This is a genomic window from Cloacibacterium sp. TD35 (genome assembly GCF_028864635.1).
Classification (GTDB): domain Bacteria; phylum Bacteroidota; class Bacteroidia; order Flavobacteriales; family Weeksellaceae; genus Cloacibacterium.
The window spans coordinates 2,554,122-2,566,629 of sequence record NZ_CP104850.1; the positions used below are offsets into that span (position 1 = coordinate 2,554,122).

General features: G+C 29.6%; 19 protein-coding genes. 2 read left to right on the top strand and 17 right to left on the bottom strand.

Translation table 11 applies throughout. The features are described from left to right. Nucleotides 1-192: 192 nt before the first annotated feature. A complete protein-coding gene (locus N7277_RS11710; RefSeq protein ID WP_274779712.1) occupies nucleotides 193-732 on the top strand; it encodes a transposase in 540 nt (179 codons plus the stop codon). A 174-nt stretch (nucleotides 733-906) separates the two neighbouring features. Here N7277_RS11710 and N7277_RS11715 read toward each other — a convergent pair whose 3' ends face one another. The 9 genes from N7277_RS11715 to N7277_RS11755 form a co-directional block, all read right to left on the bottom strand. Further along, complete coding sequence (locus tag N7277_RS11715) at nucleotides 907-1,734, bottom strand: PRTRC system ThiF family protein (RefSeq protein WP_274779713.1); 828 nt, start codon at nucleotides 1,732-1,734, stop codon at nucleotides 907-909. Further along, complete coding sequence (locus tag N7277_RS11720) at nucleotides 1,734-2,453, bottom strand: PRTRC system protein B (RefSeq protein ID WP_274779714.1); 720 nt, start codon at nucleotides 2,451-2,453, stop codon at nucleotides 1,734-1,736. Before N7277_RS11720 ends, N7277_RS11715 begins: the two co-directional genes overlap by 1 nt. 11 nt (nucleotides 2,454-2,464) lie before the next feature. After that, nucleotides 2,465-3,646, bottom strand: coding sequence for a hypothetical protein (locus N7277_RS11725; RefSeq protein WP_274779715.1), 1,182 nt, complete (start codon nucleotides 3,644-3,646; stop codon nucleotides 2,465-2,467). Between the two features lie 85 nt (nucleotides 3,647-3,731). Next, entirely contained in the window at nucleotides 3,732-3,950 is a 219-nt protein-coding gene (locus tag N7277_RS11730; protein ID WP_274779716.1) for a PRTRC system protein C, read from the bottom strand. A 23-nt stretch (nucleotides 3,951-3,973) separates the two neighbouring features. Continuing rightward, entirely contained in the window at nucleotides 3,974-4,501 is a 528-nt protein-coding gene (locus N7277_RS11735) for a PRTRC system protein E (protein WP_274779717.1), read from the bottom strand. A 4-nt stretch (nucleotides 4,502-4,505) separates the two neighbouring features. Continuing rightward, nucleotides 4,506-4,709 carry a hypothetical protein gene (locus N7277_RS11740; protein ID WP_274779718.1) on the bottom strand — a complete coding sequence of 68 codons (204 nt, stop codon included), beginning with the start codon at nucleotides 4,707-4,709 and terminating at the stop codon, nucleotides 4,506-4,508. Further along, a complete protein-coding gene (locus N7277_RS11745) occupies nucleotides 4,696-5,178 on the bottom strand; it encodes a DUF1281 family ferredoxin-like fold protein (RefSeq protein ID WP_274779719.1) in 483 nt (160 codons plus the stop codon). Before N7277_RS11745 ends, N7277_RS11740 begins: the two co-directional genes overlap by 14 nt. Further along, the gene (locus N7277_RS11750; protein ID WP_274779720.1) at nucleotides 5,162-5,410 is read right to left on the bottom strand and encodes an addiction module toxin RelE; all 249 of its coding nucleotides are present in this window, start codon (nucleotides 5,408-5,410) and stop codon (nucleotides 5,162-5,164) included. The genes N7277_RS11745 and N7277_RS11750 overlap by 17 nt, the downstream gene beginning before the upstream one ends. A gap of 14 nt (nucleotides 5,411-5,424) precedes the next feature. Next, nucleotides 5,425-5,829, bottom strand: coding sequence for a single-stranded DNA-binding protein (locus N7277_RS11755; protein ID WP_274779721.1), 405 nt, complete (start codon nucleotides 5,827-5,829; stop codon nucleotides 5,425-5,427). Nucleotides 5,830-6,447: 618 nt separating this feature from the next. Here N7277_RS11755 and N7277_RS11760 point away from each other — a divergent pair. Beyond that, the gene (locus N7277_RS11760) at nucleotides 6,448-6,624 is read left to right on the top strand and encodes a histone H1 (RefSeq protein WP_274779722.1); all 177 of its coding nucleotides are present in this window, start codon (nucleotides 6,448-6,450) and stop codon (nucleotides 6,622-6,624) included. A 77-nt stretch (nucleotides 6,625-6,701) separates the two neighbouring features. Here the strand turns inward: N7277_RS11760 and N7277_RS11765 are convergent, their stop codons facing one another. From N7277_RS11765 to N7277_RS11800, 8 genes are all read right to left on the bottom strand, one after another. Further along, a complete protein-coding gene (locus N7277_RS11765; protein ID WP_274779723.1) occupies nucleotides 6,702-7,556 on the bottom strand; it encodes a toprim domain-containing protein in 855 nt (284 codons plus the stop codon). Between the two features lie 413 nt (nucleotides 7,557-7,969). Next, complete coding sequence (locus tag N7277_RS11770; RefSeq protein WP_274779724.1) at nucleotides 7,970-9,100, bottom strand: hypothetical protein; 1,131 nt, start codon at nucleotides 9,098-9,100, stop codon at nucleotides 7,970-7,972. Nucleotides 9,101-9,162: 62 nt separating this feature from the next. Next, complete coding sequence (locus tag N7277_RS11775) at nucleotides 9,163-9,369, bottom strand: hypothetical protein (RefSeq protein ID WP_104794532.1); 207 nt, start codon at nucleotides 9,367-9,369, stop codon at nucleotides 9,163-9,165. A 97-nt stretch (nucleotides 9,370-9,466) separates the two neighbouring features. Further along, nucleotides 9,467-10,255, bottom strand: coding sequence for a hypothetical protein (locus N7277_RS11780; RefSeq protein ID WP_274779725.1), 789 nt, complete (start codon nucleotides 10,253-10,255; stop codon nucleotides 9,467-9,469). 1 nt (nucleotide 10,256) lies between these two features. After that, nucleotides 10,257-10,508 carry a DUF3853 family protein gene (locus tag N7277_RS11785; protein WP_104794530.1) on the bottom strand — a complete coding sequence of 84 codons (252 nt, stop codon included), beginning with the start codon at nucleotides 10,506-10,508 and terminating at the stop codon, nucleotides 10,257-10,259. A gap of 21 nt (nucleotides 10,509-10,529) precedes the next feature. Further along, nucleotides 10,530-11,096, bottom strand: a complete 567-nt coding sequence (locus tag N7277_RS11790; RefSeq protein WP_274779726.1) for a hypothetical protein — start codon at nucleotides 11,094-11,096, stop codon at nucleotides 10,530-10,532. Nucleotides 11,097-11,109: 13 nt separating this feature from the next. Next, the gene (locus N7277_RS11795; RefSeq protein ID WP_274779727.1) at nucleotides 11,110-11,373 is read right to left on the bottom strand and encodes a helix-turn-helix domain-containing protein; all 264 of its coding nucleotides are present in this window, start codon (nucleotides 11,371-11,373) and stop codon (nucleotides 11,110-11,112) included. 242 nt (nucleotides 11,374-11,615) lie between these two features. After that, nucleotides 11,616-12,461 carry an RteC domain-containing protein gene (locus N7277_RS11800; RefSeq protein WP_274779728.1) on the bottom strand — a complete coding sequence of 282 codons (846 nt, stop codon included), beginning with the start codon at nucleotides 12,459-12,461 and terminating at the stop codon, nucleotides 11,616-11,618. Nucleotides 12,462-12,508: the final 47 nt, after the last annotated feature.

The following is a 12,508-nucleotide window of genomic DNA, read 5'->3' on the forward strand; positions in this document are numbered from 1 at the left end:
TGAAATGAATAAGCAGCCAAATGTTTTAATCTCATTTATACTTTGTCTTCATTAATATGTATAAGATTTTAGACTTATTATAATTGATTTAGCTTTTAAATTTAGTGATTTTTCAAAATTTCAGTAAAATTTAATTTTATATTTGAGTATCTAATTAATACATTAAACTAGAACATGTAACAATAAACAAAAATGAAAAAATTATTAATATTATCAGCAATCTCAATTACATCATTAGGATTAAGCCAAACTAATTGCGAAAATCTAAAAAAAGAAAACGAAGTCCTTCAATCAACAAATAAAATTTTGACTTCAGAAAATGAATACCTGAAAAAAATAGTTGAAATTAATAAACCAATTTCAGAAACAGAGAAAGATAACTCTACATTTAAAATAACAAAAGTAATTGGAAATAAAGCCGAAAAAACTATTGCTATTATCTTTCTTGTAGAAGCAAAAGACGAGAACAAAAAAATGACAATTGAGGATATTTCTATTGTTGACATTGAAGGAAAAGAATATGAAATTGATATTTACAAATCCAGCAGACCATATCCTGAATTGGCATTGAATACTCCTATTAAATTAACTTTTTCTTTTAAGAATATAGAAAACGAACCCCTTTTTATAAAACTTTTTAGATTCAAAGAAACTTCACAGCCTATAAGAAACTTATTTGAAGATACAAAATCAAGTCTAGAATTTAAGGACTTGAAAGTAAATTGGAATTAATTTTTAACTAAAAATTTATCAACAAAAACACCACAACCTCTTTTCAAAAACTTTAAATCGCAACAGAAAGGAATGTTTTTGACATGTGGTTGCTCCTTTTTCTGCAAAAATGCGTTTCCGGCCGAAGTGAGGAATTGCATTTTTGCCACCCAATTTTTCATAAGGTGACAAAAACTACAAGTTGATAGGTTTTGAATGAAAATTTTTCAGATTAAGAAAAAAACCTCTGTTTTCAGTCAATCCATTACGGAATAAACTCCAAAGCAAAGAACTCCCCATTTGTGCTAGACTAGAATTAATGTATAAATCTTGTTTTTCTAATGCTTCCGCTAAACTACAACTTGGAGTATTATCTTCCGCTTCTGAAATTTTTAAAATTCCTCCAAATTCATCAGTAATAAAAGGCAAATTCTCCACCGTTTCATATTTCTCAGAGTTGGGTTGTTTGATATTTCCGATGGTAGAGAGCAAAACCTGTCCTGTAAATTGACTGTTACCAAAATCAATCCAATATTTGCATTGATTTCTGTAATATCCTTCATCAATCTTCAATTCATTTAAAATTTCTGCAATGTCAAAACGAGATTTTACACTATCCACACAAGAAATATAAATTTCTGATTTCATATTGCTTTTTAACTCCCCTAAATCATCTTTTTCAAATTTTTGAGTTTCAGCTTTCCAATTCGTTCCGAAAAATCTGTTTACACGATTGATTAATGCAACAGACTTGTATAATTCCAATTCACTTTCTGCGAATAATTGTCTGCCTAAATTCGCTTCTGTAATCACATCATCATCCCATAATCTCACAGATAAACCAGCGTGGTTCAGTTTCGTTAAAGCGTGATTCATTCTTGCTAATGCAGTTAAAACCTGCGAACCTGTTCCACCAGCTCCAATTAAATTAACTGTAACGGGATTTGTTGGATTGATTAAAGCATTATCCGTAAAATGGACTTTGGCTTTGATTTCTCTATTTTTATTTATTTCTGAGTTCATTATATTAGACTTTTTAAAGTTCTGTTTGCTTTTTTTAAAGTTTCTTTTGGAAATGGTTTATCAACATTAATAAGGCTTTTCCACAGGTTTACACAATTCCCTTTTACTGGATTGTGTTCATTCATCAAATGGCTGAAATAAGAATTAAAAAAATAATTTTCCCAATTTTTTATATATTCTTCTAAAGAAGTAGAGTTTTGAATATGAACATCTACCGTTCCCATACAAACATTTCCATTTTCATACACATTGAAAAACGGTGCATAAAAAAGCGGTGTTTTTTCTGTTGGTCTTTGATTACTTGAAAGTGCAAAAATCTTAAGACTTCTTTTATTAGCAAACCATAACATTGCAGGTACCTCTGCCCTTCCGTTTGAAATTTCTAGATTTTCAGTAAAATAGAGTTGTTGTTTCCTTGATTTAGTAAACCATAAAACTGAACCATTTTCACTAGGATTGATTTGAAGAATATTTGTGGGTAAAATTCCTTTCGGTTTTAGAAAATCTTTATTTTTTTCTTTTTGGGTTTTTGTGTTAAGTGCTTTTACCAATGTTTTTGCTTCTTTCTCTGTCAAAGGGTGTGCGTTGATAGGATTCCCATTTTTATCCATATCAAAGTATTCCACATAAGTTTCTTTAATTCTTTCATTGGTTTGGAAGAAAACTAATGCGGATGTAGGGTGGTAAAGTTTACCAAAATCTTGGGTAATATCTTTCATTTTCAATTTATTTAAAAGTTGTTCAGAATGCAAATCAGTTCTTCAATCAAGGGAAATAATCTATTTTCAAAGTCGAGGTTATTATTTTTGATAATACTTCCATCAAATTTTTTAATGAGTGTAGGCTCTTCCATAATAGTACATTCCTGGAACTCGGAGTTTACTGTTTCAAAAAGCGTTTCAAATAGTAAGCCTTTATCATCGGCACAAAAAGAAACGTATTTGTCCATTGATACGATGGAATCATTCTCATATTCCTTTTCTTCTGTATTAGTTAGCAAGTTTTGATAAATAGTAGCATTTGGATATTGCTCATAAAGAAAAAATATTTTCCTTGCCAACATAAAACAATCATTGTCAAAACTATCTTTGGCTTTAAAGTTTTTTAAATGTTCTTTAAAATGGGTTAGATTATGATGATTGTAAATCTTTTGCTCCATAAAATCTCCTATTTGTTCCGCTTGTTTAATTTCAGACAAGTAAATTGGGATTTCTTCGTTTTCATCATCAGAAGTGAGCCATTCTTCAACCATTTCGTACATCCAAAACAAGTAACTATCCTTTTTTCGATAATAAGGGACGTTAGCAAAATGATACAAATAAGAACATACGGATTGTAAAAGTTGTACGGATTGTTTCCGTTTTGGATTTTTAGATAGTCGGTACAGCGGAACTATTGGAATATAATATAAAATTGCTCCAGTATTGAATCGTTCCTCGCTTGTAAAATAGGTTTTTCCTTTTTCTTCAATCAATCTAATTTCTTCCCAATCTTTGACTTTATTTTTCAATTGTTTTTGAATATCATCAATAGCTATTGCAATATTGTAAGGATAGCCCAAATGCTTTGTTTCCATTGGATTTAAACCATAATGTTTAGCCAATTGGGAAAGAGATTGATAAAAATCTCTTTCTGTTTTGGCGTTTTTCCTTTGAATTTGAATTAAATTTTGTTCATCTGAAGCCAATTTATGAACATCATTTTCCATTAATTTTGGAAAAAAAGTACATTTTAGAAAACCATTGGAAGTTGATTTATCGGAACTGATTTCCGTTTGTCTTTCCGAACTTCCGAAGCGTTTTTGCTTTGTTTCATCCACTCTGTAAATTCTTCTAATTGTCGGTGTAGCTGTTTTTGCTTTTGTCTTTCGAGAATTTTTACTTTTCCCGATATAATATTTCGTTGCATTCATTTTCATTTAGGTTGTCAGTTATTCGGTTGATGATTGTCGGCTTTTAGTTATAAATTCTGTCAACAAAAAAAACATCATTTAAAATTTATCCCTTTGTTCCCATTACACTTTCAAATTTATATTGAACTTTATCGTCCTTAATTTGTGGTGCAGAAACTTTGGCGGTGGTTAGAATTGGATAAGTATTAGCGTAAAAATTCATTACAGCTTCCACACTCCATTTTGGTTCGGGGTCTGGCAAATTTATTTCCTGTCCGTTGTCTTTGAGTATAAAAACTCTTTCTAAATGAGTTGCGAGTAACATATTTTAGTATTTAGAGGTTAGTTTTAGGATTGATTTTCATTAAAAAGACTTGGAGCGAAGTGCCTTTCATATTCGTCTTGCTTTTTACGGATATTTTCTGCAAAATCGGGATATTCAGAAACCTTTGGTAAAGACGACCACGCTTCTTTGTATCTACACTCTTTCTCCAATTCTTCGGCTTTTTGGAATGCTTCTTTATATTTCTTCTCTTTGACTTCTTTTTCTTTTTTCTCTCTGTCGGTTTTTTCTTTTTCCATTGCAGATTTCTTTTTGGCTTCTTCAAGTTGTTTCATGAAATTTTCCATATCCACCATTAATCCAGATGCGGTTTGTAGTGGTATAGAAATACTTTCAAAAAATCCGTTGTCTAATTCTTCCGCTGTTCCTCGAAGATGAAGTGGCGGAATGAGTTTTCTCGCTTCATCTCCGCATTGCTCGTTATTGAGCATTACGGAAAGGACAAAACGATTTTCTTTTGTTGGTCTTAGTATTATTTGTAAATCGCCTGTAAGATTCATATTGGCGAGTTGTCTAAAAAAATTGGTTTGCATAATTTTATTTTTTTGTTTTTCTTTCTTTTTGAGATTTTATCTTAAGTAGCTTTTCATATATATCCGTCCAGTATAGATTGAGCTTTTTGTCTAATTCTGAAAAACCATTGTTTTCGTGTTCATATTGTTTGTATCGTTTGGTTATTTGAATTGCTTTATTGAGGTCGGCAATTCCAATAGTACACCCATTAATGTCAATGATTTTCATAATTTTCAATTTTCCTTTTTAGTAATATTTCTAAGATTTCATAATCACTTTCATATTTTTCTTCCTCGAAAAAATAAGTGTCTGTTTCTTCTTGATAATCATATTGTTCAAAGTCTTCCTCTTCTAAACAAATTTCCTTGAGTTCGTTGTTAGAATAGACTGTAACGCCATAGATTTGATTGCCTATTTCTTCATAATAGTAGATAAAATCCACTTTATAATATTCGGCAATGAGTAATAGAATTTCTGTATTGGGTGACCATCTTGTTTGGTAATTGAAGTTACAACCCCCATTTTCCAACGAGACATCAAAAAAATATCCTTTATTTTTATCTGAAATAAACTCAGGAAGTTGCCCACAACTTTCTTTATTTTCACGGAGTTTCATTTTTAAAAATTCTAATCTCACTTGTTCTAAAGCGGTATCGTTGCCCTCAAAAGCAACCGCATTGCTACACCAGTTTGCCATAATTTTTATTTTTTTTTAAAATTTCATTTTGTTCATAAATGTATGTTCCACTTGTCTTTAGCGGTTCTTTGCCCTCTGTCAATCGGACTTCAGAATGAAATATTTTAGAGAGTATTCTCGCATAACGTATAGCAGTCGTTCTGTCACAATGGGTTTTATAATACACATCTATATCCTCCCATTCTCTATTATCATTTCGGTGTCTTAATTGAAAATTAAATTGTGTTTCCATAATTTTGAAAATAATTAAAATGGCAAATCGTCATCAGTTTCATCTGAAAATGGATTGCTATTGTTATTTTGTGGACTTGCTGTAGGTTCATTATTCAATTCAGATTTTTGTTTTCCACCATGCAATTTGATGTTTGAAGTATGGAAGTTTAGTCCAGACTTTATTTCTCCGTCTTTTCCTATCCATGCACCACTGCTTATTCTTCCTGATAATTCTACCAAAGTACCTTTGGTCAGAAATTTTCCTATTTTAGCATTTATCCAATAAGAGCAGTTGTAATAAGTAGTTTGCTCCTTTCTTTCGCCTTGTTTGGTTTTGTAGCTATCATTAATAGCGATTGAGAAATTCACGACTTTTTTGTCATTTTTCAAAGTGTTGATTTTTGCATTTTGGGTAATTCTCCCTACGATAGTGTTCATAATATTTTGATTTTATTTGTTAAATTCTGTCTGTTATGGATTGTCATTTTTGAGTGAATTGATTAGGTATCGAGGACACTCGGTTTTTCTTTTTTTACTAAAGTTTGAAAAAGGTATTCTTCATAGTTTTTTAATTTTTCTAATGATTTTAAAGAGCGACTGCTTTTGAATTGATTCGTACAACTGAGGTTCCGGCTTTTTCTTTGCCGATTGATCATAGGAAAGTATTAGGCACACAAAACCCGGTTCAATTCCTGTAATTACTTACAAGTTTTGAATCGGGCTAGAAATCTTTTTGTCCGAAGGATTTAGGAGTGTCTGAAAAATTATTGGAACTTGTAGAAAGAATTTTTATAGAAACCCAAAAAGATTTTTTTGAGTGAATAATGCTATCCTAAATTTGCAATAGTAAAAAGACTAACAAAAGTTGGGAAGATACTCAGCAAAGTTTCTTTCAATGAAAAAAATGAAAAAATCATTAAAAATTGTATCTCAAATATAATTGAATATAAATTTCTATTTTAATTTGATATTAAATACTGAAAAACATTCTTTCAATAACCCTATACAAATACTTAGAAACCGCTATATTTGCACCCCATTTAATATTTATACATTATGAAAGAACTAATTGAAAAGATTAATGCTGAATATGAAGCATTTTCTAAAGAAGCAGAACAACAAATTGATAAAGGAAACAAAGCTGCAGGTACTAGAGCAAGAAAAGCTGCTTTAGAATTAAGTAAATTATTTAAAGATTTCCGTAAATTATCAGTTGAAGAATCTAAAAAATAACAATCAAAACCGATTTTCCCTGCTATTAAGCAGGGAATTTTTTATTAAGCTCTGATTTTAAAATTCAAAATAAAATCTTAAATGCGTTTACAATTATTACCACAATACCATTCATTCAAATCTTTAAAATTGTGATAGATCCACGAACAATCTTCTACATTTTTGTATTGATTTTGAAGTTTTTCTTTAAACGATTTTCCATTGGAATCATTATCAAGAAATAGTGATATCTTCTCATACTTTTTCAATTCATCCTTTGCTTTAAAAAGCATTGCTGTAGAATTGAGAATAAGATAATCTGAATTAATATTTTGTTTTTTTTCTAAATTCCTAAAAGTCAAATAATCGAAGAAACCCTCAAAAACCAGAATTTCATTAGAAATATTTAACTCATTTTTTATTAAAGTCACATCCTTTTTACCCAAACATATTTTAGAATATTTATTTCGGATTTCAATTCCTCCTGAATTATTGAAAAAACCAATTCCGAAATATTTTTTACCATTCAATTCATACTCAATTTCTTTCACTAAATCTTTTTGTTCATATACTTTTCGAGATTTTAAATATTGAATTAAAGCAGGATGTTGAATTTCACGAACCATGATAATTTTATATTTTTTTTCGTGTAATGTTTCTTCACTTTGAAGTTTATTATAATTAGAAAAATCAAATTTTTCTAAATATCTCAGCGCTTCAGAAATTGAACATAGATTCATTTGTTGAACAATTGAAATCACATCATAACTTTTTCCCGTTCCAAAATCAAACGCTTTATTTTTAGCAAAGTCAACCGACAAACTAGGAATTTTTTCTTCTCTGTCGAGCGCAAAATAAAACGCCGTATTTCTATTTTCTTTTACAGGAAATAAATTGAACGATTCTAAAACCATTCTTATACTTATTTTTTCTTTTATTTCTTCACAATTCATTTTTTCTTTTTTAGAGCACATTTTTTATTCACATTTTCCTTTTTAATAAAAAAAGACTTTTTAATTATTTTACATTACTTTTAATGAAGCTCCGAATCGACTTTTAGAAAGGGATTTGAGCTCTTTTTTTGGTGAGTGCAATTCCGAATTCTGGTGAGTGCAATTCAGAGAAAGGAGTGAGTACCATTCCGAAAACTTCCTTAATTATGGTGAGTGCGATTCCGAATTCATTTTTTAATTCTGTTTTAATATTCTTAATTATTCGCGATTTTTGATGTTTTTAGATATTTTTAAAACGCTTTAAATGTTTGAGTGAGTATCATTCCGAATTCTAGATTAAAAAATCTGATATTTTAATAATTTTTAACATCAGTGAGTACAATTCCGAATTATTAGTGAGTACAATTCCGAAATCATACAATTATTGGATAACCATTCGGAAATAGTTTTCCCATTTTTGTAGACTGATAGATTTGAATGATTAGTTCTTGAATTTCATATAAAAATTTCTTTCCTTGAAATATTGTTGATTTTATTCTTTTTAATCGGTTAATTCTAATAAACTCTCTGAAGGCTTTTTCTATTAATTCTCTGGTTTGGGGAATGTTTCTATACTGATGAGAAAACTGCAGGATTTGATTTTCTTCCAAACCATATCTTTTCTTGAAATAGATTAATCTTCGGGTAATTTTTTCAGCAGGGACAGCATTTGTTTCACTTGAGTCCAATGGATTTTTTATATTGATGGATAAATTGTCCTTCAAAGACAAATTAGATAAAAAAGGAATAATAAAAATTGAATCTTTTTGGTAAGTATAATTGAACGAAAGTGTATTGAATGTATTTAAACTAATCCTTACGGGTTTTAAAAATTTGAAACAAAAATCCTTAGTTGTTTTATAGTTCAATCCAAACTTTTTGTTGAGAGTAGAAAGTTTCAAAACCGTTCCATTTTTAGGCAATTTTGAAAGCCAAATGGCAAATATAATATGTTTGTTGTTACGTACATTGTAAACCAAATTATACAAAACATAGTTATATTCAGGAATTACCAATAGTTTTTTTAGCCAATAACTACTGACTAGAAAAGTTGTATAACCTCTTTTATCGTAACTGGGTGTAGAAATCAATCCGCCGAAAGTTTTAATTTCTTTTCCTTTAGAATTCACAGATTTATACCAACCCATTTTGAATTTTGCAAGAAACTCATAAGCCTGTATAACTTGTTTTGTCGATCCGCTTGGAGAAATCCTGCTATTTTTAATTTTTATAGAAGCAAAAATGTTGTTTTCTGTTTCAAATTCTTCATCGAAAAGAGAAAGTTGTTTTGGTCGGTCTTGCGGTCGGAACTGTTCGTTACTAATAATGGAAATAATGTTAAATATAACACGAAGTGCATTAATTGGAATATCCGCAGCTTCAGAATCATCAAAAATAAAATCATCTACAAATTGGTTTCCCAATCTTATCCTATCGGAAATCACTTCTTTTTTATTTTCAAATACTTTACGGATAAGCCGTAAATCTTTTTCCGAAACCGCCATAATTCGTTCAGTCTTTTGGAGAAATTAAATTGATTAGAATAATATTCAGATTTGACAGATTTTTATAACAGTCTTATTTTTTCACTTTTCAGGGTTTTAGAACCTTCGTTTAGACTGTAATATTTATAAATATTTATCCCTTCACATTGAAAAACTCTTTTTTCGACTTTCCCGAAATTCGATAATCTTACTTTTTGGATGCCTTTGTATTCTGCCAACATTCCATTGATGCTTACTTTTTGCCCAGGTTTTAAATCAGATATTTTCATTGTTTTGTTTTTATTGTTTATAGATTAGTTTTTTGAAGTTTATCTCTTATATTTTGAAGTTTATATTTTTTTGAAATTTGTTTTAACAATTAATTCTTTAAGATTCTGGACGTTTTATATTTGGTATATTTTGCAACAAAGAAGTATTTTCTACATTCGAATTTTTAAGATAAGGCAAAGTACTTTTTAATGTAGATTTCCAATTACTAATAGGACGATTAGAGGTGTTTTTCCAACCGTTATTGTTCCAAGTTTCGTATTTTTCACTAATACTTAAATCCAATTCGCGCTCGTAGCACTCCAATGATCTTGCATATTCCATAAATTCATCCAAAGAAGGAATTTTTCTATTTTTAAGGTTTTGTAGTTCCTGCTCCTGTTCTTCTTCCCGTTCATACTTTTGTATATATTTCAGCTCAAATTTTTGATTTTGGGATAATTCTGGAAAAATCTTTCCATCATTATTAATTTCAATTTCTTGTAATACTTGAAGTGTATTTGGAGTAGAAAGAAATATTTCAGGATAAATTATTGAATTTTTTGATTTTCGAGGTTTTTCAACATTAGTGCTTTCTTCTATTTTGATTGACTTTTCAGCATCAATTTTAAAGGAATAATTTAGCAACAAACGGTAATGACAAGGAACTCCATTTTTACATTGAAACAAGATTAAGCCTAATTGTTTGAGTTTCTCTTTTGTTGATTTTATCGTTTTTCGGGTAAGTCCTAAATCTTTTCCCAATTTAACATCAGAAATTTTAAAATCATAACGATCATTATCGTATCCAATTTTCAGCAAATAGAAATACAAAGAAATCTCTGTAGGACTAACTTTAGTTGTTTTATTAAACTCCCAAAAACGTTGTATTAATTCTAGATAATACATCTTATTTTTTGGCAAAAAGTTGTAATGCCTTTTCTTTATCTATAATAATGATATTCCCATTTTGAATAATGGCTTTATCTAATATTCCAGTAGATTTTATTTCAGATGCTTTTGAAACAGAACATCCAAGAATTTTTGCCAAGCCTTTGAGGCCATATTCATATTTACTTTCTGTGCTCAAATTTTTAGAAATTGCTAAAAACTCTTCAACAGTAAGCTTCCAAATGGGAGTTTTGGGATCTATCTTTTTCATTTAATATTATTTTACTCTTTATTAAATTGAGCTAGCTTTCATTCCACAGAGCGAGCCTTCTGTTTTATAAATCCAATTCCTTGCTGCAGCCCTCCAATTCTTCATCAATTTTTTATCACTTCGTTTCCATTGGCGAGATTCATAGAAAGAGTAAAACTCATTTGCCTCAAAAGATGGCAAATCCCTTTCATTAAAGTATAATTCAACTTCGTTAAATTTCGGAATAGAAAAGATATTTTTCATTTCTGAAAAGCAATTTTGTTCTTGAACTGATTGTATTTCTAATACTTTATTGTTTCCCAAATCCCTAATTTCAATCAGGCTACCTTTATAGGAATTATAATTCGGACAGTAATTGATATAACCTGCGTGATGCAATTCTCGAATACATTTATGATAAGTCGCAAAAGATTTGATTTTACTTAATTTCATTAGCTCTTTTCGACAAATACGGAAAGGAGTTCTAAATTCGTTAATTCTCCATAATTGAATAAGAGAAACATACATGCTTATATGAGAGGGGAGCAAACAATTATCCTGAATTACACAATCAAAAAAGCTATTTATATTTGTTGTATATTTCATCATTACTAATTAATTATTAATGCTTTTGCTCCATTAATAGCTTTTGTATGTCATTATAATTGTAATATAATGTACCTCCTATCTTGCTACAAGATAAAGTCCCATTAATTCTTAAATTTTGCAAAGTCCCAGAAGATATATTCAGAAGTGACTTGACTTCTGAAGTTCGTAACCACAACTTTTGCTCAGTTGTCTTTTGTTTTATTAATTGTTCAATTCCTTCTAGGAGTTCAGTTTTAAATTGCTGAAGATCCTCTTTTGTAATAATTGATATTGACATAATTGAAAATTTGTTTTATTTGACAAAGTTTCAAAATCCAAAAAAAAATCCTTCGGTAGTTTTTCGTTACTACCGAAAGATTTCACTGTACATCCTATCAAAAGGAATTAATCATTAACCCAATAATTAAATTTTAACTAATAGGACACAGTTTAGTACTAAATTGGAAGAGTCTGTAATGAATTTGATTACATCATTGCAAAATAATTCGTTTTTATACTCTTAAAGACTAGGTATATTTATTATTCATCCAAATCATTCAGATATTGATCCATATTTTGGGTGAGCAATGACAAAAACTTAGTTCTGTCAGTTTTTCTAAGTCGAATTTCACTTAAAGTCTTATGATAATTACCTAAACTGATATGTAAAGAATTTTCAGCCCAACGAAAGATTTCAGCAAGGTCAGCATGACCAGCGTTAAAACATTTCGTCTGATGAAGCGAATATAATAATTCAATCAAGGCGACTTTTGGTGCTGTCCATTCCATATTCTGCATTTGAGTGATTGAGTTTTTCCTAACTTCTTTTGAATCAATTTTATCGGTTAAGTATTGGTCTAAAAGGTCATTTGCAAGAATTTGAGAAACAATATGGTCATGAGATGTTGAAAAACCTTCATCATAACTATACAGTTCAGGGCTGAGTTTCAGTTTGAAATCAAATTTGAAACGAATAAAATATTTTTTATCAAGGTAGGTTGACTTCCTACGATAGTAGCTAATAAATTCTTTTTGTTCGTTATAAAAATAGAGAAGATTTCCTCTTTCGTTTTCATAATATGCTTTTAATGCATGAGCATCAGCATAAGGCTTGGAAGCTTCAATTGCCAAAACCTTAGAATAGTAAATATAAATTGCCACGAATTGTGGTTTTGTTTTTTTGAAAAAAAAAATCTCATCACTCCAATCCAGAAACTTATATTGTTTTAATAAGTCCTTTAGCTTTCTAATGGTAAGATCTGTTTCCATTAGAATTTCTTCCGCGCGAATGACAATATCATTATCACTTCTGTTGATTTGATCTATCGATGAGGTAAGTTCCTTCCATAGTTGATCTACTTTTTTTCTGAAATTTTCTCGATTCATACGTCTATTTTTAGTTAATATCATTTTTAACGTAAAAACCTGGCTGT

Excerpts from the sequence above, each read along its gene's own strand:
- N7277_RS11745 (WP_274779719.1), bottom strand. The coding sequence starts at position 5,178 with ATGGCAAACTGGTGTAGCAATGCGGTTGCTTTTGAGGGCAACGATACC.
- N7277_RS11730 (WP_274779716.1), bottom strand. The coding sequence starts at position 3,950 with ATGTTACTCGCAACTCATTTAGAAAGAGTTTTTATACTCAAAGACAAC.
- N7277_RS11790 (WP_274779726.1), bottom strand. The coding sequence starts at position 11,096 with ATGATGAAATATACAACAAATATAAATAGCTTTTTTGATTGTGTAATT.
- N7277_RS11725 (WP_274779715.1), bottom strand. The coding sequence starts at position 3,646 with ATGAATGCAACGAAATATTATATCGGGAAAAGTAAAAATTCTCGAAAG.
- N7277_RS11720 (WP_274779714.1), bottom strand. The coding sequence starts at position 2,453 with ATGAAAGATATTACCCAAGATTTTGGTAAACTTTACCACCCTACATCC.
- N7277_RS11760 (WP_274779722.1), top strand. The coding sequence starts at position 6,448 with ATGAAAGAACTAATTGAAAAGATTAATGCTGAATATGAAGCATTTTCT.
- N7277_RS11710 (WP_274779712.1), top strand. The coding sequence starts at position 193 with ATGAAAAAATTATTAATATTATCAGCAATCTCAATTACATCATTAGGA.
- N7277_RS11740 (WP_274779718.1), bottom strand. The coding sequence starts at position 4,709 with ATGAAAATCATTGACATTAATGGGTGTACTATTGGAATTGCCGACCTC.
- N7277_RS11795 (WP_274779727.1), bottom strand. The coding sequence starts at position 11,373 with ATGTCAATATCAATTATTACAAAAGAGGATCTTCAGCAATTTAAAACT.
- N7277_RS11775 (WP_104794532.1), bottom strand. The coding sequence starts at position 9,369 with ATGAAAATATCTGATTTAAAACCTGGGCAAAAAGTAAGCATCAATGGA.
- N7277_RS11780 (WP_274779725.1), bottom strand. The coding sequence starts at position 10,255 with ATGTATTATCTAGAATTAATACAACGTTTTTGGGAGTTTAATAAAACA.
- N7277_RS11770 (WP_274779724.1), bottom strand. The coding sequence starts at position 9,100 with ATGGCGGTTTCGGAAAAAGATTTACGGCTTATCCGTAAAGTATTTGAA.
- N7277_RS11800 (WP_274779728.1), bottom strand. The coding sequence starts at position 12,461 with ATGAATCGAGAAAATTTCAGAAAAAAAGTAGATCAACTATGGAAGGAA.
- N7277_RS11755 (WP_274779721.1), bottom strand. The coding sequence starts at position 5,829 with ATGAACACTATCGTAGGGAGAATTACCCAAAATGCAAAAATCAACACT.
- N7277_RS11735 (WP_274779717.1), bottom strand. The coding sequence starts at position 4,501 with ATGCAAACCAATTTTTTTAGACAACTCGCCAATATGAATCTTACAGGC.
- N7277_RS11750 (WP_274779720.1), bottom strand. The coding sequence starts at position 5,410 with ATGGAAACACAATTTAATTTTCAATTAAGACACCGAAATGATAATAGA.
- N7277_RS11785 (WP_104794530.1), bottom strand. The coding sequence starts at position 10,508 with ATGAAAAAGATAGATCCCAAAACTCCCATTTGGAAGCTTACTGTTGAA.
- N7277_RS11765 (WP_274779723.1), bottom strand. The coding sequence starts at position 7,556 with ATGAATTGTGAAGAAATAAAAGAAAAAATAAGTATAAGAATGGTTTTA.
- N7277_RS11715 (WP_274779713.1), bottom strand. The coding sequence starts at position 1,734 with ATGAACTCAGAAATAAATAAAAATAGAGAAATCAAAGCCAAAGTCCAT.